This window comes from Vibrio sp. HS-50-1, from assembly GCF_024747315.1.
Taxonomy (GTDB): Bacteria; Pseudomonadota; Gammaproteobacteria; order Enterobacterales; family Vibrionaceae; genus Vibrio; species Vibrio diabolicus.
In genome coordinates this window covers 517,668-536,233 of the sequence record NZ_JAMPZF010000024.1, presented here as the reverse complement: position 1 = coordinate 536,233, position 18,566 = coordinate 517,668, and the positions used below count along the sequence as shown (strand labels likewise).

Genomic DNA, 18,566 nt, shown 5'->3' with positions numbered 1-18,566 from the left:
TTAATTAAACTTCCCATATAAGTAGTAATCAATAGAGATAAATGATAAATAGCCTTAAAGCTTCCTCCCTCAATCAAAGGGAGGAAGTGACTATATAACGTCTTTTATAGGTAATGACTGAGCTGGCTTTTCGTTAATATGGTTTTTTCATAGATAGCCCTATTGAACCAATGACAACCACCATAATTTACACATCCATATGTTTTAATTATCCTAGTATATTCTATCTCTATATTATTCCCTATGACTTTATGAGAGCGATAGGTTGTTCTATCGAATGTCTTAAAATCCCCTCGGAATCCACGATGTGGATTTTTTGGATAATCAATAGTGGTAGGAATCGTTTTCAAATAATTAGTGATTGCAATGTTCATGTTTGAGCCATTTAACTCTATAGGTAAATTTGGCCTCAAATATTCAACAGGCAAGTATTTCATTAACTGTGTTAAGTTAACTTTTTTTCTTAGATACTGTTTCTCTTCATATTCGAACCTTTTGTAGTAAGTAACAAGAAACTTATCACGCTGTACATAGTTTATTGTTATAGTGTCTGAATCCCGTTCTTTGAAAATATCTATAGTGTTAAGGTCAATGTAACTATATAGTAGTTTTCCATATCTATTATTTGTGCTAGCTTTTTTAAAACTTGTTACTTGCAGATAAGTTTTCGCTGCCTCTTCAATCTGCTTTAGGGTGTAGCCTGTAGAATCAAGTTCTTTATCTCCTTGATCTTCATCGTACTTCTCTTTCCAGTTTACTTTAAACTTATACGGTTGGCTTATTTTAAAACTCGTTAGATCTTTATAATCATCAGACCAAGGCTTTCCCGTTGGCCAATTATCTGGCTTCGCTGTAAATCCTGTATATAATGACACCTCTCCCTTCACGAAGTCTGATACTACCTCTACCTTCTCTAATCTATATTCGTAAACACAAGTGTTCCATATTTTGCATAACCCAATACCCCATATATACTTTTCATCTAAACGATTCGAATTTTTAGAGACATAATTATTAACTATATTCGAGATGACAATTTGCTTGTCAGTATCTACTGAGTTTATATTTCTGATAACCAAATCAGATTCTGTGGCAACTTCACCGTTTACACCAGACACATTTCCCTCAAAAGCAAGCAATGTTTCAGCCTCTGTTCTTGTTGTGACGTACTCTCTATTACAACGTCGATAGTTCAAACATGACGTCATACCTTCAAAGTCAGTGTTCTCTGTGTCTGTACCTATTTCTAAGCCAATGCTTTTAATCGTACTATTAAAGAAACGCACGTCTTTAAATGCTTGGAAGTAAGAAATCTCATTAAACAGTTTACTGCTTTGCACTTTTTTCGGATCGCTTGTTCCACCACGACTAAATTGGAAGTCACCAAATGAAAACACGCGCCCCGGCGGTGAGTACGTTAAGATCTTCGTTTCTGTACCAGACTTGTAGTGACCTATCTCGTTTTTCTTGCTGTCATCTTGACTATATTCAACAACACGGTAAGGATAAGACTCAAAACTGATTTCGTAACGCTCGTTGCTAAAAATCGGTGAGTTAACTAAGAATTCGCCACCACCATTCAATCCCATAATGGCAGATGAGTTCAAAACGTATTCGCTGGCTTTTAATTTTATGCTTCGCTCAGCCTCAATCGCGACTTGGTTTGCTTTAATACCATTAACACGAATACCCGCATCCCAGTTGACACTGTCGGCTTTTTTAAGGCGATACGGATTGATGTTCTCAATTATCTTCGCTTGTATGTCTAAATTATCTGCAAGAATTGAAGCGGAAACAGTACTGACGCTGTTTGCTGAATTTATTTGTGATTTTATATCTGGGTCGTCGTCTAACGACTGCCATATACCAAACTGCTTGTCAATATCGTAACCTTCGCCACCAATGCTCAAGGCGCTGTCAAGGTATACTGCTTTATCTGTACGAGAACCATTAATTACGGCTCCAGACTTTGAGTAAAGTGTCACGTTCTTACCCAACACTTTGCCGCCAAAGCTGTTGTAAATGGACTTTTCTGTCTGTACGTCAATATTGGCTGATTCCACCACGCCAGTGTTGATAAACTGGTTTGCAGATATTTTTACTTCATCCGCAGCAACATAACCCTGTTGATGCACATCATGACGAGCAATCAAAGTCATATCACCACCAATCACTTTTGCTTGCTTATTGCCCTGCTTTAGTATGTGTATATTGCTCAAGCTTTTTAACGAAAGGTGATTATCTGACGACAATTTAGCAGTGGCTTTTACATGAATATTCTGATACTCCTTACTCTTATATTTGCCCAAACTCTGAACAAAAACACCTTCAGTCGGAGCATAAAGTTTACCGTTATGTTGACTGGTACTTAGTGCATCAGACATGGTGCTCATGTCTGCATCTATCGCAATATTGTTCGGGCTAGCAATCGCAATAGTCGCTGCTCGGAATTTACCTTTAATCGTCGACCAAGCAGAGCTCAATGTTGCGGACTTCACGGCTAAATCTTCGTAGCTGACTTTAAGGCGGCCAGTAAACATGTTGATACCACCTGCGCCTACTACTTTACTCCCCCTATCGACAATTATCATGCCTGACTCAGGGTGATTTTCCGCACGTAGGTTAGTATCAATGGTGCCAGAGGTATCAATGGTATCTGCAATCAATTCCAAGGATTGAAGACCCGGTGACACCAAGCCCTTCACCGTGACTTTTCCACCTCTGACCGTGGTTAAATCACCAATGCTATTCACAGTTTTTGCGCTCGATGAGTAACTTGGCGCCGCGGCTGCCATTGTCACGCGACCAACATTATCAAAACTACACTGTTCACAAGTTAATTTGCCACTTGCGCTTCGTGTAATAAATAGAATGTCTACCGGAGAGCCAAGAATAGAGAACTGATCTTTTAAGGAGATATTGTTGGACTCAATAACAATTAAATCCGCTTTGCCCGTACCGCGCACTCCACCGGATGTATCATCGGTATTAACAACAGTAAGAGGCTTGCCACTTAACTCAAACTTACTGAATACATTGTAGGAAATGCCATTTTTCGCTTTCGCAGGTACCAGAACATCAAAGTTGCTTGAGGAGCTCTGACGCACCTGAGTATCAGTCCTGCTTGACAGACCATAACTTGATGCCAACACATGGCTTGTTAATAAACTCGCTGAAAGGAGCGAGAAAACTGCAATTTTTACGGATTTGCGAACCGACTTCGTTTCCATATTAAGCCTATTTTATGTCACGTATAATAGTTGTTGTAACACTTATCAATTACAATAAAACGCCAAAGGTAACGATTCACTTGTTGATTCAATGCTCTTCATAAGAAAGCAGATTTATCTGGGTTTAGTCCGACTTGCTAGACATATAAGAGAAGAAGTTCTTAGAAGATCGCCCTACTTTCACTTTCTGATGTTAAGAGTTTCTGACCCAGAAAATACCTGTGGCAGGCCGACTAACAGCGCTAACATGCACCGCAAGTAACGGTTCATAACACTTTTCGTTGTTCTAGGGTTTAACCAAGAATCGATCGACGACAGCAGCACATTTCTTAGTTTGCTCTGCATCGTATCTGAGAAGAATTTTTTTCTTCGCCATAAAGGCTGCCATTATCACACTAACTTTCGTATCGTAATTTTGTGCTGAAGCAGGAATATCAAAACGGTAACCACCATCGCAGGCAGAGACAGATTCATCTTTATATTCCGTATAAAAATTCAATCCTCCATTGTTGGGGTAAAGTTTCTTGATTTCTACATATGGCGAATCTTTCCATTTAACTGCAAATGCAGACGAAGATAAGCTCGCGAATACAGCGATAGCCAGTAGACATTTTTTCATTATTTTATTTGCCTTTATTCTTTGAAATTTGAGTTAATTAACTCGCAAAAACCCAGTTTATATTTTTAGCCACCGACCAACTCTTGAGTGACGAACACGAGTCTATATTTGGTAGAAAGGTGATATTAACTACTTTATCTTGTGATTTTGCAGCAAGTAACGTGCTGTACATAGCTTTGCAACTCTCGACCTCTACGTTGTTGGTCTTATGTTTTACATTACAAAGATATACACTTGGTAACCCTCCAGGACCACTGACTAGCACCGTCCCTCCTCGTCCGATAGCAAGATTACTGACCTTTCCTCTGCAATGTGTATCCGCAAACGCCGGTAAAGCCACCACAGAGATAAATAAACCGACAAGGCAAACAATTTTATTCATTTTTCATTATTCCTCTTTTAGAGTTTGTGATTTTACGAACGCAGCTTGGCTAGGTTAAAAAAGACGCACATGGCCGATGGTCGCAAACGTTGGTCCGACCCAATGCGTTTTATCGCAACTTGCATTTACCCATATATCCACCTCTTTACCCGCCATATGGGCAGATAACAGAACGGTAAACCAGGTTTTATTGGTAAGTGGATTAAGAATGATATCCCCGCTTAAAATGACTTCACAATTGTGTGGATTTCGGAAACTTGCGAGCTTAATTAGTGCTTGTGTTTCATTAAGTACATAGATACTGGAAATTTTAGATTTACCTGACCACCCCGGAGCTGCAACAGAATGAAAGGATGTAAGCATTGCCAATGTCATACTCAATATTAAAAACCAAGTTCTCATGTTGTATCTCCTCGATTTGAAATTTGGGCAACAATATTTCTATTCGTACATGTTGTGATTTCAGGTTCTCTAGCCAACCCGATGTACTCTCATGCGATTTCCAACACAAGAATCCTTATGGCTCTCTTTATCATACCCGATGTTTACTTTCTCTTTAGTTGAGTATGCTAATAGTAATCGTGACATAATGATCTGGCGGGACTCCGGCGATATTGCCGGATCGATAGCCATATAATCAGTCAAAGTACACTTTGGGTGAGAATCGGGCATACCTTCGACTCGGATCAGAATAATAGTATTTCCTGGGTAAGTTAGAACCGCTTTTACTTCACCTGAAAAGTTTGCTGTATACCTTGCGCTCGCCGCCAGAGGAAATAATAAAAGTAGTAGTAAGATGTTTTTCATATCTAGCTTTCCAAACCTAACACTCAGTTATTTAATCTAGGCCCTAATTTCTCAACTAAAACATCACCTGTCTGAGGGGTTATGCTCAACCCTTTGACCTCACCTATACAGGTATATTTGCCATAACTTGCAAATGATAGACCTGATAATAAAGTAACAATTAGCGCTTTTTTGATAACCTTTACCTCACTTGTTGAATAAATAATCCTGATCCTTATAAGTAGGCTCTAATTAAGGATATACACCGTTCCATTTGGAGTAACTGTGTTATATGTAAACTCAGGTTTAGAGTACCAACCAACTGATTTACAAGAATGAGCATAAAGTTTAATCCTCTTTTTTGTATTAAACGCCGCTAATATGGTTGAGTAAATTTCACTGTACTGGGGGTGTGTTTTTTGATTAAAAAATCAACATTCGTTAGTACAGTTCATCGGATTTCCAAAGTTTCCATACACCATAAACCCATTACCTCGCTCTATATCTATTCTAGTGGGTACAGCTTCATTAGAAAACGCGCCAGAAAAGACAGGCATAGATAAAAACAATAAAGATAATTTTCTCATTACTTACACCATGTTCTATTTTTTAAAATACTGTAACTAGACGATCGGCAAGCTTATTGTCCAAATTGAACACCATTAAAATAGCGGGCTATTTTACACATTCAAATCAAAAATAAAATCATTAAGTCAAAAAATTGTCAAAAACACAGGTTTCAATAGTAACTAAGAACACATTTACGCCTATCTACAGCCACAATTAAGATTATTGTTAATAAAAGTTAAGACTCGAAAAAATTAGAAACATCTAAATTAGATTTAAAAAATAAAACCAAATACATTACGCCATATTGAAAATAATCCAAATCAACTTGTAACTTATATTTTTCATCTAGAAATAAGCTCTATTTGTCTTTATCTCCTAGCTAGAAATCTGATTAACAATGACGCACGCCAACCGTTATTACTATTTCAATACGGGAGATTCTTCTAACTAATGGAATCATGAGGCACTTTCTTGCCAACTGGTAACAAATTAACCCACAGCACAAGGCAAACGTTTGCTTTTTCTCTGGCGAGTTAAAATAGTTCTGGTATGATGCCCACATTCGATTTATTCAGCGTCCACATTTTGCTGAATATCTTCTCTTTCTGACGTTTGATTAAGATGATAGGAATGTCGCAATGAGCCTTGCTAATCAAGTACTTGCCGTCAATGACGACCTGCCAATTCGCACCCATAAACCCGTTCATAGTGGAAAAGTTCGTTCAGTTTACTGGTTAACTGAAGAAGACAGCGCCCGACTGATCAAAGAAAAAGGATACGATGTCGCTCCAGATGCGCCTTTGGCTATCATGGTGATTAGCGACCGAATCTCTGCATTCGATTGTATTTGGTATGCTGAAGGTGGTCTTAATGGTGTCCCGGGTAAAGGGGCTGCGCTTAATGCGATTTCTAATCACTGGTTCAAACTGTTCAAAGAAAATGGCTTAGCAGATAGCCATATTCTAGACATTCCTCACCCTTTTGTTTGGATTGTACAAAAAGCCAAACCGGTAAAAATCGAAGCCATCTGCCGCAAATACATCACGGGTTCGATGTGGCGCGCTTACGCAAATGGCGAGCGCGAGTTTTGTGGAATCCAACTTCCTGAAGGGTTAGAAAAAGACAAAGCACTGCCAGAATTGCTAATGACCCCATCCACAAAAGGCATTCTAAAAGGCATTCCCGGTGTGCCAGAAGCGGATGACGTAAATATTACTCGTCAAAACATCGTAGACAACTACGAAGCATTTAACTTCTCAAGCGCTGACGATATCGCACTCTACGAAAAATTGCTGAAAGAAGGCTTTAACGTTATCAGCCAAGCGTTAGAAGAAATCGACCAAATCTTTGTCGATACCAAATTCGAATTTGGTTATGTTCATGATGCTGCTGGCAATGAAAAGCTGATTTACATGGATGAAGTGGGTACACCAGACTCGTCTCGTATATGGGATGCTAAAGAGTACCAAGCAGGTCACATCGTAGAGAACTCAAAAGAAGGTTTCCGGCAGTTCCTACTTAACCACTTCCCTGACCCAGATATCTTGCTAAACAAAGAACGTATGCCAGAGCGTGAAGCACTCGCTCGTGATAATGCTTTACCCGTCGAATCTTTGATGGCGATTTCGAGCACCTACATTGGTATTGCCGAGAAGATTACAGGCAAGCCGATTCATTTGAGTGAGAATCCGAAAGCGGAAATCATCGAAGTTCTGAGCAAAGAATACGGATTGATTGACTAGCACTGTCGCTAGATTGCTAAATGCTTTCCAATAAAAAGTCCGCACTAGCTTGCGGACTTTTTTCGTATTAGGCTCAGTTTAGCCGATATTTAACGTAGTGCCATCTGTTGTAGAGGCTGACTTGGTCGTCACCTGATATGTTTTGTCTTTAATCGTTGATACGAAATACCAGGTCGCCTCTGCCTTGTCGGGCGTAAAAGTAACGCGCATAAAGCCACGCTGTTTGATGTCTGCCCACTGTAATTCTGACACTAAGTGCGGCAGCGTGTATTCCATTTGAGTGATCGCAACAGGGTCTAACGCGAGGTAGGCTTCTAACCCAGGGGAACTCACAGAGCTAGTCGCAAACTCTACCCCGATAGGATGCTTAGATACGTCTTTAAGCTCACTTGCCCATGCATTGTGCGTATCTCCTGCCAAACAGACAAAGTTACCACTGCTGGCTTTGGCCAGTTGATAAACGTTCTCTCGCTCAACGTAGTAACCATCCCATGCATCTAGGTTATATGGCAAAGCAATGGTATCTAAACTTGGGTCAGAGAGATAACCCGTAATCGCAGAGTTTACCGCTAATAACGCCTCTGTTTTTTGTTCTTCAGTGGCAGTAAACAATTGAAACATCGCGGTCATAACCGAACTTGGCAACTCCATACGAGACATTAACACTTGTTGCCCTAGCACATTCCAAGTTGCGTCGTGCGTACTGAACGCATCCATCAGCCAAGCGAGTTGGTCACCGCCTAACAGCTCTCGGTCTTGACTGCGCGACTGGGCAACTAAACCGCCAATAGCTTCCATCGTTGGTGAGCTGAGCGAGAAATAATCCAACGGTTTATCACGCCCCACAAGTCGCGTGTCGAGCATCATCAAATTGACTAAACTTCCAAACGAAAACTGACGGTAAATCAGCATGTTTGAGAAAGTGTTTTCACGAACGGGCAACCATTCTGTCCACGCGGCAGCCGCAGCTGCACGACGATCATTAAAGCGGCCTTCCTCTTCTTGATGGTTTTCCGCACCATTTTTCCAACTATCATTTGCAAGCTCATGGTCATCCCAGACTGCAATCATTGGTAGGCTCGCATGTAACGCTTGCAGATCAGCATCTTGGCGATATTGCGCATACCGTTTTCGGTAATCATCTAAGGTAATGCATTCAGTGCCTTTGCTTGGCTCTCGCCCTAGTGCCTCAGCATCTTCACTAGCGTAGCCACCAGCCCCATACTCATAAATGTAATCACCGAGATGAAGTACCACATCAAACGGTTCTTGCTCATGTTGATTTAAGATCTCTCGATACACATGGAAATAACCAGCAGGATAGTTTGCGCAAGAAACAACGGCCATGGATGCCTTTTCTACACCACCCTCTGGTAATGTTTGAGTTTGCCCGACTTCGCTAGTGACATCTCCAACCATGAATCGATAGTAGTAGCGAGAATTTGCTTTGAGGTTTTGAACATCAACTTTTACCGTGAAATCTCGGCTCGTGTCTGTGGCAAAAGTGCCACTTTGCACGATATCAGTAAAATTTTCGTTAGATGAAACTTGCCAGCTTACATCTGCGTAGCTCGCTGAGGTTGTAACACGAGTCCAAATGATTACTTGTGTTTGAGTAGGATCTCCACTCGCCACTCCGTGCTCAAAGGTAACCGCAACAGATTCACTAGCATCGCTACCACAGCCCACCAGCCCGGTAACAATCGCCGTTGAAGAGGCAGCTTTCATAAAGTCTCGACGAGACAAAGACATATTGACTTCCTTTCTTATTGTGTTTGTTTTTATGCCCAAATGACGTGGTGACTCAATCATCCTTGTGTGCCAATAAGGGACGTTAATTCGAACTTACAGTACCAACCACTTAGTCGGTAATTTGTCCTAAAAACACAAAGTTAGAAGCTAGTTATGACAATTGCATTTCCAAACGTTACATTTTTGTTAATTTAAGTGCAAATACTCTATATTCATCACACTTCCAAGACCTGTGACAAAAACCTCAAAATAAAAAAGCGACCTACTTTGAGGTCGCTTTTCATTGCACTATTGTTAAGTGGTACATCGATGAAGTGGAAATGCTCAGCCTAAAACTTGATGTTAAGGACATCTTGTTCTGACGTATCCACCTTCAACTGACTGCGAGATTCTATGTACTCGATTTGCTGAACATCGAGCGAATATGGCATAACGACTCGCAATTCATTGATCCCTTCATGTTTAGCTAACTGGGTTAAGCGGACCAAATTGGATTCATCACTTTTACGAGAAGACATCGATTTTAATGCGGCATCCCACAACCGATCTTCAGGCTTGCTCAATTCCGCAATGTTCTGTTTCCACATCAAACCGAAAATAGGCGCGATGGTGGCAAATGCCTCTAAGAAGGTCCATTTTTTACTACCTGTCGCCCCTAAAAAGCTAGTGTAGTCGAATTCAATGCACGTCTTTCCTTGTTGATCCATTCTATGCCCCCGACACTCGAAAATGAGATATACCAAATATCGTTCAACTGTTTTTATATAGCAATGGGATATAAAACATTCGTCTTTTATGCACTAATTTACATGCAAAAGGAAATATTAAAACCAGCTTTGTAACAACTGATGTACAGCTTCGCCATATATAAGCATTCAATTGATTAATATTTCAATTAAGAAACTAAAAACAACACGTAAGTAACGCTATCAATATGAAATCATTATAGATTCACCAAGAAAATATCAATTCTTGTCACAACGTCATCCGCCTACCTACTTCACATCAATCACTCGACTGGCCTTTTTATACTGTACCTTCCAACCAGCCCAGCGTGGCAACTCCCAACGCTTCGGGTCCCCCTTACGGTTTCCCTCTCGATAAACGACCTGTACCAGCTTGCGAGACGCGTAATACTCAACATCCAGTTGGAGTTCTGGCAGCGAAAGTTCTAAAGGGTACTGCTCCGTGAAATCGTCGTATTCCCATTCTGGAACACCGTTAAATGTTAAGTCTTCCGGTTCAAACAACGCCATATCATCGACATTTTCAACGCCTAATGTTTCCAACTGATCCTTTAACCAGATAGAAAATGTCAAGGAGGCCAAGTCGTTAACCTCTTCTCCTTCGACATTAAGGCCCAATGCGTTGTAGAGTTTCCAGTGTTGGATTTGTTGTTTTCTTTGAGAAGCAAAACCTGGTAACAGTGTCTCATCTTCTATCATTTCGACAATAGACTGCACAGCAACATCACCTTGTAACGCTTGATGTTCAGAACAGATTGTTCGCCCGGCGTAGACCAAATGCATCGTTGCTCTTGGGGTCTCCTCTTCATAATTCGTCTCGCCTTGTTGCCACTCCCCTAGTTCAAGTTCGCGTAACAACGTCAGCGGGATAGGCATCATGACCGATGCGAGGTTTAGTGTTTGCTTAACGCCTCGTCCTGGCACGCTATGGCTATCTAGCACAATGGCCACTTCTTCTTTATCAGGAAAGCGGCTGTTACGCCCAACCAGCATCTCGACTACGCCATTTCCTAGAGCATCTCTTCGACGAGCTCGTCGGACAAACACAAGCTCAGGGTGTAATGAGGCGATGGAGAAAAAGAGCGCTTCACGTTTATATCGAGAGGCAACGTCAAGTTCCGGTAATTCAAATACTTCTCGCATTTGTTTCGCTAAACCTTGTGCCTCTTCGAGTGCGCTGGCATCAATGACAATGCCCGGAAGTCGTTCCCTCCGAACCAAACGGATAAGCAAAGAGGCATCACATCCGTATGGTTCCTCTTGAGATAGAAGCTCAGCGACTTCGCCACTTTGTCGCTGATAGAGCTGCGCAGGCACAGATAAGGCGGCAGCCAAATCAATCATTGCTTCCTTCTCTGGCTTCGCTTGAATTCTGGTAACGAGATCGGCAAACAGTGCATCAATGGGTAGTGGATATACTTTTCTCCCGTGCTGCGTGACATTGCCATCCTCATCAATCGCTTCCATGGATAACAACGTCGAATGAGATGCCTCTAGCGACTTTTCTGGAATTGAGTCGAGAAAATCGAGTGTTGAGAGACGGTACCCACAACAAGCCGCTGCCAGCATGGGCTCGACGAGCTCTTCTCTGTGTAATTCTGGAGGTGTCACCAACTCTAAAGGCGCGTGCTCACCATATAGACGAATACAAGCCCCTTCGGTAACGCGACCTGCTCGCCCCATTCGCTGCGCGGCACTGGCCTTAGAAATGTTGGTTAACGTCAGTGCTGTACGTCCATTTCGTTGTACAGTTCTGCGCTCTAAGCCGCTATCGATTACCACCCGGATATTAGGAATGGTCAGAGAGGTTTCTGCGACATTGGTTGCCAATACGACTTTCCGTTGCTTTTGTACCGTCAACGCACGATGTCGTTCTTCATCACTGACCGAGGCATGAAGTTTAACCACCATGACATCGCCACAACTTTGTAGCATCTGAGCACATTGGGTGATCTCTTTGCGTCCAGGCATGAAAACAAGAATATCGCCATCTTCATCTTCCAGTGCTTCTTTTACCGCTCCGACAACCTCCTGTTCACATCCCTTTTTGTTCGGTAAATAGCGGCTGTCTGTAGAACGATGTGTCACCGTGACTGGAAAGCAACGTCCCTCCGAACGCAGACGCTTAGCATTCAGGTAACGAGCAAGCTTTTCGCCTTCTAAGGTAGCAGAAGTGACGATCAATCGATGTTGATTTTCTTGCTTCAAAATGGCGGTTAATAGATCAATATCCCAGCGTCGCTCGTGAAATTCGTCCACTATCACGACATCAAAGTCTGCTAGCTTGTTTTCCGAAAACCAACGCAGTGCAACCCCCGGAGTCACAAATACAACTTCGGTTTTTTCATCAAAGTAGGCATGAAGCTTGATCGCGTAACCGACTTTGCGACCTATTGGCTCTCCAGATTGCTCCGCAAGAAATTCAGCCAGCGAGGTACAAGCAATTCGACGTGGTTCAATAACCAGAACGCGTCCGTGTTTTGCCGCCCACATGGGCAAGCGGGTAGATTTACCCGACCCGGTTTCGGCTTCCACCACAAGATGGTTAAGCCTTACATGATGGTCAAACTCAGCTTGCAGGCTGTCGATAGGTAGTTGAAACATAGAAATTGGATTTGATTTGATGATGCAAAACATTATACCCAAGTAAAAAAATCCTGCTTTAGGTATCTCTAAACAACCAATATTGCCGATATTTTCGTCGGTATCTGAATTTTTTTGCGACATTACATTGATGTGCATCAACGCATGTTTACAACTAAATAGTGAACCCGTTAAAATTTGGTGCGCATCCTTCAACCCTACATAAGGCACCCAATGAACAACGATAAACGCCCACTATATATTCCATATGCGGGTCCGGCTCTTTTAGCAACCCCTCTTTTGAACAAAGGCAGTGCATTCTCTGCTGAAGAACGTAGTTCATTCAACTTAGAAGGCTTGCTTCCAGAGTCTACCGAAACAATCCAAGAGCAGGTGGAACGTGCCTACCAGCAATACAAGAGTTTCGAAAGCGATATGGATAAGCACATTTATCTGCGTAATATCCAAGACACCAACGAAACACTGTATTACCGCCTAGTGCAAAACCACATTTCTGAGATGATGCCTATCATCTACACGCCAACTGTCGGCGCAGCATGTGAAAACTTCTCTAACATTTACCGTCGTGGTCGTGGTCTATTCATTTCATATCCGAACCGTGACCGTATTGACGATCTGCTGAACAACGCAGCAAACCACAACGTTAAAGTGATTGTTGTGACAGATGGCGAACGTATCCTTGGCTTGGGTGACCAAGGTATCGGAGGCATGGGTATTCCTATTGGTAAACTGTCACTTTATACCGCGTGTGGTGGTATCAGCCCTGCTTACACGCTACCAATCGTGCTTGATGTGGGTACCAATAACCCGCAACGTTTAGCTGATCCGATGTACATGGGTTGGCGTCATCCTCGTATTACGGGTGCAGAATACGATGCATTTGTAGAAGAGTTTATTCAAGCAGTACAGCGCCGTTGGCCTGATGCCTTGATCCAGTTCGAAGACTTTGCTCAGAAAAATGCGATGCCTCTTCTTGAGCGTTACAAAGATCGCGTGTGCTGCTTCAATGATGATATTCAAGGCACGGCGGCCGTTACTGTTGGCTCTCTACTTGCCGCCTGTAAAGCAGCAGGCACTCAGCTTTCTAAACAGCGTATCACCTTCCTAGGCGCAGGCTCTGCTGGTTGCGGTATTGCAGAAGCGATCATCGCACAAATGGTATCGGAAGGGATTTCTGACGAGCAAGCTCGCTCACAAGTTTACATGGTTGACCGTTGGGGTCTGTTACAAGAAGGCATGCCTAACCTTCTTGATTTCCAACAACGCCTGGTGCAGAAACATACCAATACGAAAGAGTGGGAAAATGAAGGAAATGGCTTCTCACTCCTCGATGTTATGCGTAACGCCAAACCAACGGTACTGATTGGTGTTTCTGGTGCTCCTGGCCTATTTAGCCAAGAAGTCATCGAAGAAATGCATAAACACTGTAAGCGTCCGATTGTCTTCCCACTGTCTAACCCAACAAGCCGCGTGGAAGCGACACCGAACGACATCATTCGTTGGACAAATGGTGAAGCACTGGTTGCAACAGGTAGCCCATTTGAGCCAGTGGTTCATGAAGGTCGCACTTACCCTATTGCACAATGTAACAACAGCTACATCTTCCCAGGCATTGGCCTTGGTGTACTTGCTGTCAATGCAAAACGTGTCACTGACGAGATGCTAATGGAATCAAGCCGCGCGCTAGCAACATGTTCTCCTCTAGCAATCAACGGTCGTGGGGCACTACTTCCACCACTGGAAGAGATCCACTTAGTATCGAAAAAAATCGCATTTGCCGTTGGTAAAAAGGCAATTGAACAAGGTGTCGCATTAGAAATTACTGATGAAGCATTGAACGTGGCGATTGAACAGTCGTTCTGGCAACCTGTTTACCGCCGCTACAAACGCACTGCGTTCTAAGCTTGAGACAATTCGTTTAATAATTAGCCCCTACCATGTAGGGGCTTTTATTTTTTTATCATCCTAACCAGATTTTGGCATAAATGGGCTTCTCTCTTTTTGTTTCTATCAGATATGATGAGAACTACATTTTTAGTTAAGGATATAAAACGTTTTGTTGTTTTCTCGCATAAGATCAAAGTGGAAGCTGAAATTTTCCTGGAAGCGATTTGCTTTGATTTTGTCGATCTCTGCACTTAGTCTGCTTGTTTCTGTTATTGCCATCGACCGATGGGTGGTTTTACAAGCCAAAGAGAGCATTTTCACTGAATACGAGCAAATCCCTCAACATGAGGTTGCCGTAGTTCTTGGTACCAGTAAATACATCGGAAAGATCCTCAACACTTACTACACTCATCGCATTAATGCGGCGATTGAGCTTTACAACCAAGGCAAAGTAAAACAGTTTTTATTGAGTGGTGATAACGCCCACCGTTCATACAACGAACCGTGGACAATGAAACGCGACTTACTTAAAGCAGGCGTGCCTGAAGAAGTGATTCACCTTGATTATGCTGGCTTTCGTACCTTAGATTCGATTGTACGAGCGAAAAAAATTTTTGCTTCGGAGCGCTTTCTGATTGTGACTCAGCGCTTTCACTGTGAACGCGCACTGTTCATCGCTAATGCTTACAGCATTGATGCGCAGTGTCTCGCGGTAGCAGGGCCGACGGCCAACAAGCAAAAAACATCGATGCGTGTTCGAGAACTGCTAGCCCGTGTGAAAGCGTTTTTAGACCTGTATATTATCAATACGCAGCCTAAGTTTCTTGGCCCTCAAGAACCTATCGTCGCAGTAAAAGAGCCAAATAAAGCAGCTAACGAGCCTCTTCAAGTCCCCGTCGAATAGAGGAATAACGTGGCTCACAAGCCTAGTAACATTTCTATAAAACAAATGGGTAGTTTTCTACCCATTTCCAATTCTCAACATCACACTTTCTAATTTGCTCTACGATTCAGGCAAAACTCTTTTTCGCATTCAAAGTAACATTTCATCAATAAATAACTACAAGTCAGTTACTTTGCCATAAAAAAACCGACAAAAGGCAATGCAAAAGGAGCACTACCCATGACCGCACTCGCTGTGACATTGAAGAATTGGTTCTTCACTCGCAACAGCATGATTTTGAACGCGAATATCCTATTGTTCATTATCTTGTTTAATACCTTACCCTTTGAGCCACAAGTAGTAACCGGCCTGAGCATCTTAGTTTTTGTTGCTATTTTGTGGCTAACCGAAGCGATTCACGTCAGCATTACTGCGCTGCTCATACCACTACTTGCGGTATTTTTGGGTGTGTTCAACACTCAAGCCGCACTGAATAACTTTTCCAACTCCATCATTTTTCTATTTTTGGGTGGTTTTGCACTAGCTGCGGCTCTACATAAACAAAAGTTAGATCAAGCTATTGCAGATAAAGTACTATTGCTGGCAAGAGGAAAAATGTCTGTCGCTGTATTCATGCTATTTGGTGTGAGTGCTGGCCTGTCAATGTGGATTTCAAACACCGCCACCGCCGCGATGATGTTACCGCTTGTGCTGGGTGTGATGACAAAGCTAGACGCTAAGAAAAACCACAACACCTTTTTGTTTGTTCTACTCGGTATCGCTTACAGTGCTTCAATTGGTGGTATTGCAACACTGGTTGGTAGCCCACCAAACGCAATTGCAGCAGCTGAAGTTGGCCTTAGCTTCACTGAATGGATGAAGTTTGGTGTACCTATTTCCCTAGTATTAATGCCAATCGCTATCCTCGTATTGTACACGATGACTAAGCCTGACCTTAGCCACAAGTTTGACCTTGACCATCAACCAGTCGAATGGACAAACGGCAAAATGATTACGTTGGCGATTTTCTTACTGACCGTGACGTTGTGGATATTCAGTAAGCCTATTAACGCTATGCTGGGTGGCTTCGCGAAGTTCGATACTCTTGTAGCTATTGGCGCCATCCTTCTACTTGGTGCTTCTCGCGCCGTCGAGTGGAAAGATATTGAGAAAACAACCGACTGGGGTGTGTTAATCCTATTTGGTGGTGGTATCTGTCTGAGTAACGTCCTAAAAGCAACCGGAACAAGCGTATTTTTAGCTCATAGCTTGTCAGGCTTCCTTGAGCAAGCCGGTATTCTCTTAACGATTCTTGCAGTGGTTGCTTTTGTTGTCTTCTTAACTGAGTTTGCGAGTAACACCGCCAGTGCTGCGCTACTTGTCCCTGTATTTGCGACCATTGCAGAAGCCTTAGGCATGTCTCCGGTTATTCTCTCTGCACTGATTGCCGTCGCTGCATCTTGTGCATTTATGTTACCTGTTGCAACACCTCCAAACGCGATTGTGTTCGGTACGGGTCATATCAAGCAAAAAGAAATGATGCGAATTGGTTTCGTATTAAACATTGCCTGTATTGCTGCACTAACGCTTTTCGCTTGGTTGTTCTGGTAAAAATAGCAAGTTCGATTAGCACTACACTGCTGCTCACGGTAATCGTATCGATAACCCAAACTTCCCCCCTAAGTGGTGTTCAGCAGTTTCCCTCTTGGTGGCCAGTTGGCCACCTTTTTTCTTTCCTTTTAGTGAACGGCTATCAGGCTTGCTTCTTTTCGCAAGCAAGTAAACCATAATGAGCTTCCACTCGGTTGCGACCATTGCGCTTCGCCTGATACAACACTTCGTCAGCTCTCGCCATGGTTTCTGAGACGCGTTCATTCTGCATTTGGGCAACGCCAATACTGCAAGTTAATGATTCACCGTGCACCCACAAATGATCCTCCACATTTTTGCGAATCATTTCTGCCTTCTCTAACGCTTGTTCAATATTGGTATCAGGGCAAAATACGACAAACTCTTCGCCGCCCCAACGAACGAGTCGATCGTCTGAGTAAATAGAAGTCGCTACCACCATGACAAATTCGCGCAATATGTCATCCCCCATTTGGTGCCCAAATTTGTCGTTCACCTTTTTAAACTTATCCAAGTCCAAATAGAGAATACTGAAGGTGTTATGCCCCCAGCGAACCTGACGAGATTGTTGTTCCAGCCAGTGTTGCACAGCATATCGGTTCATCGCGCCCGTCAAAGCATCTCGATGCGCTAACTCTGCAAACTCATAGTTTTGAGCTCGCAAAGTATTATTCACCTTTTCCAAATGACGGTGACGCTTTTGCGCTTTTTCATAAGCCACTCTATTTTTTCGTAACTCATGCAGAGAAAAAGCCAGTCCAAGCGCCATCCAAGAGATTAATAATGCATACAACAATGTTTCTTGCGCAAGGTAAGCGCCTTCAAACTCAATTTTATCAATCACAATTCTATGTTTACCAAGTGCCGCACCAGACCCAGTTGCAATATCAATACGTGTGATGTTTGAAAATTCAGGTGCAGAGTGTTCAATCGCGACTCCGTTATCTGCTAACCACCAGGTCATCACCTGAAGATTTTTAATCGGAATTTCGACAATATCGCTCGAACCCGACGGAGAAAACTGCATGCCATTATATTTAATGGTGTACTCGTCGTCCGGCTTGGAATACTCAGAATTATAATTGCGAAGATACAAACGTAGGTCGTGGCTAGGGTTAGCCCCTATTCCTGCCTCTTCATATCGCACCTTCAATCGAATCGTATGGTAGTTGGAAAGGTCAATACCCTGTGTTGGCGTTGCTGAATCGGTATAAACCGAGATTCCGCAATAAGGCCAAGCATACGAGCTCTGCTTTAGTTCACAGCTAAGAACTAGGCTTTGCCGATCGTATGTGATATCTGCCTCACTCGCACCTCCTTCACTGACATCTTTAGTTGCATAGATATTGAAATGCTCAGGTGTAATGGTCAGCTTTCGCGTATCGCCAAGCACACTATAAAGGGCAACCAAACTGATAGTGCAAATAGAAAGAGCAAAGATAAAGTTATGGATCCACTTCATGGGCAAGTGACCTGCTGAGATTATATACAATACGTGAGGTTCAATAATTTCAAAAAATGAAATAAAGGTGATTTATCAAGAAATAAAATCACTTTTTCATTCAATTCTTAGTTTCGACACATAGTAACGGATTTTGAACCGTTATCACGTTTTAAAATTTCTAAAAAATGCAGCCCAACTTCTATTTGCGAAGCATTTCACAGCCATAACTTTTAGAAAATAAAACACGATGCATAATAATTTAGTGCAAGACATTTACTTTAAAGCTCCTGTC

13 protein-coding genes are annotated in these 18,566 nt (G+C 42.5%); 4 read left to right on the top strand and 9 right to left on the bottom strand.

Annotated elements, in window-relative coordinates; all coding sequences use genetic code 11:
* Positions 1–104: 104 nt before the first annotated feature.
* The 5 genes from NDJ01_RS12045 to NDJ01_RS12025 form a co-directional block, all read right to left on the bottom strand.
* Positions 105–3,230: an FhaB protein gene (locus NDJ01_RS12045; protein ID WP_258586746.1), complete on the bottom strand. Its 3,126-nt coding sequence runs from the start codon at positions 3,228–3,230 to the stop codon at positions 105–107.
* 286 nt (positions 3,231–3,516) lie between these two features.
* Positions 3,517–3,849: a hypothetical protein gene (locus NDJ01_RS12040; RefSeq protein ID WP_053349532.1), complete on the bottom strand. Its 333-nt coding sequence runs from the start codon at positions 3,847–3,849 to the stop codon at positions 3,517–3,519.
* Between the two features lie 37 nt (positions 3,850–3,886).
* Positions 3,887–4,231: a hypothetical protein gene (locus NDJ01_RS12035; RefSeq protein WP_258586745.1), complete on the bottom strand. Its 345-nt coding sequence runs from the start codon at positions 4,229–4,231 to the stop codon at positions 3,887–3,889.
* A gap of 54 nt (positions 4,232–4,285) precedes the next feature.
* Entirely contained in the window at positions 4,286–4,633 is a 348-nt protein-coding gene (locus NDJ01_RS12030) for a hypothetical protein (protein WP_238966574.1), read from the bottom strand.
* A gap of 69 nt (positions 4,634–4,702) precedes the next feature.
* The gene (locus tag NDJ01_RS12025; RefSeq protein ID WP_053349530.1) at positions 4,703–5,038 is read right to left on the bottom strand and encodes a hypothetical protein; all 336 of its coding nucleotides are present in this window, start codon (positions 5,036–5,038) and stop codon (positions 4,703–4,705) included.
* 1,187 nt (positions 5,039–6,225) lie between these two features.
* Between NDJ01_RS12025 and NDJ01_RS12020 the strand changes: the two genes are divergently transcribed.
* Positions 6,226–7,329, top strand: a complete 1,104-nt coding sequence (locus NDJ01_RS12020) for a phosphoribosylaminoimidazolesuccinocarboxamide synthase (RefSeq protein ID WP_053349529.1) — start codon at positions 6,226–6,228, stop codon at positions 7,327–7,329.
* 78 nt (positions 7,330–7,407) lie between these two features.
* Here NDJ01_RS12020 and NDJ01_RS12015 read toward each other — a convergent pair whose 3' ends face one another.
* The 3 genes from NDJ01_RS12015 to NDJ01_RS12005 all read right to left on the bottom strand — a co-directional run bounded on the left by NDJ01_RS12015 (position 7,408) and on the right by NDJ01_RS12005 (position 12,431).
* Positions 7,408–9,081, bottom strand: a complete 1,674-nt coding sequence (locus tag NDJ01_RS12015) for an alkaline phosphatase (RefSeq protein ID WP_258586744.1) — start codon at positions 9,079–9,081, stop codon at positions 7,408–7,410.
* A gap of 329 nt (positions 9,082–9,410) precedes the next feature.
* The gene (locus NDJ01_RS12010; protein WP_005377965.1) at positions 9,411–9,788 is read right to left on the bottom strand and encodes a hypothetical protein; all 378 of its coding nucleotides are present in this window, start codon (positions 9,786–9,788) and stop codon (positions 9,411–9,413) included.
* 288 nt (positions 9,789–10,076) lie between these two features.
* Positions 10,077–12,431: a helicase-related protein gene (locus NDJ01_RS12005; RefSeq protein WP_258586743.1), complete on the bottom strand. Its 2,355-nt coding sequence runs from the start codon at positions 12,429–12,431 to the stop codon at positions 10,077–10,079.
* Positions 12,432–12,644: 213 nt separating this feature from the next.
* Here NDJ01_RS12005 and NDJ01_RS12000 point away from each other — a divergent pair, with 213 nt between their 5' ends.
* The 3 genes from NDJ01_RS12000 (at position 12,645) to NDJ01_RS11990 (ending at position 16,812) form a co-directional block, all read left to right on the top strand.
* Positions 12,645–14,333: an NAD-dependent malic enzyme gene (locus tag NDJ01_RS12000; RefSeq protein WP_005377977.1), complete on the top strand. Its 1,689-nt coding sequence runs from the start codon at positions 12,645–12,647 to the stop codon at positions 14,331–14,333.
* A gap of 154 nt (positions 14,334–14,487) precedes the next feature.
* Positions 14,488–15,222: a vancomycin high temperature exclusion protein gene (locus NDJ01_RS11995; protein ID WP_047100722.1), complete on the top strand. Its 735-nt coding sequence runs from the start codon at positions 14,488–14,490 to the stop codon at positions 15,220–15,222.
* Between the two features lie 219 nt (positions 15,223–15,441).
* Entirely contained in the window at positions 15,442–16,812 is a 1,371-nt protein-coding gene (locus tag NDJ01_RS11990) for a DASS family sodium-coupled anion symporter (RefSeq protein ID WP_017634863.1), read from the top strand.
* A 142-nt stretch (positions 16,813–16,954) separates the two neighbouring features.
* Here NDJ01_RS11990 and NDJ01_RS11985 read toward each other — a convergent pair whose 3' ends face one another.
* Positions 16,955–18,292: a GGDEF domain-containing protein gene (locus tag NDJ01_RS11985; RefSeq protein ID WP_047100723.1), complete on the bottom strand. Its 1,338-nt coding sequence runs from the start codon at positions 18,290–18,292 to the stop codon at positions 16,955–16,957.
* Between the last annotated feature and the right edge of the window lie 274 nt (positions 18,293–18,566).

Coding starts and splice junctions, on each gene's coding strand:
- NDJ01_RS12045 (WP_258586746.1), bottom strand. CDS start 3,230: ATGGAAACGAAGTCGGTTCGCAAATCCGTAAAAATTGCAGTTTTCTCG.
- NDJ01_RS12040 (WP_053349532.1), bottom strand. CDS start 3,849: ATGAAAAAATGTCTACTGGCTATCGCTGTATTCGCGAGCTTATCTTCG.
- NDJ01_RS12035 (WP_258586745.1), bottom strand. CDS start 4,231: ATGAATAAAATTGTTTGCCTTGTCGGTTTATTTATCTCTGTGGTGGCT.
- NDJ01_RS12030 (WP_238966574.1), bottom strand. CDS start 4,633: ATGAGAACTTGGTTTTTAATATTGAGTATGACATTGGCAATGCTTACA.
- NDJ01_RS12025 (WP_053349530.1), bottom strand. CDS start 5,038: ATGAAAAACATCTTACTACTACTTTTATTATTTCCTCTGGCGGCGAGC.
- NDJ01_RS12020 (WP_053349529.1), top strand. CDS start 6,226: ATGAGCCTTGCTAATCAAGTACTTGCCGTCAATGACGACCTGCCAATT.
- NDJ01_RS12015 (WP_258586744.1), bottom strand. CDS start 9,081: ATGTCTTTGTCTCGTCGAGACTTTATGAAAGCTGCCTCTTCAACGGCG.
- NDJ01_RS12010 (WP_005377965.1), bottom strand. CDS start 9,788: ATGGATCAACAAGGAAAGACGTGCATTGAATTCGACTACACTAGCTTT.
- NDJ01_RS12005 (WP_258586743.1), bottom strand. CDS start 12,431: ATGTTTCAACTACCTATCGACAGCCTGCAAGCTGAGTTTGACCATCAT.
- NDJ01_RS12000 (WP_005377977.1), top strand. CDS start 12,645: ATGAACAACGATAAACGCCCACTATATATTCCATATGCGGGTCCGGCT.
- NDJ01_RS11990 (WP_017634863.1), top strand. CDS start 15,442: ATGACCGCACTCGCTGTGACATTGAAGAATTGGTTCTTCACTCGCAAC.
- NDJ01_RS11985 (WP_047100723.1), bottom strand. CDS start 18,292: ATGAAGTGGATCCATAACTTTATCTTTGCTCTTTCTATTTGCACTATC.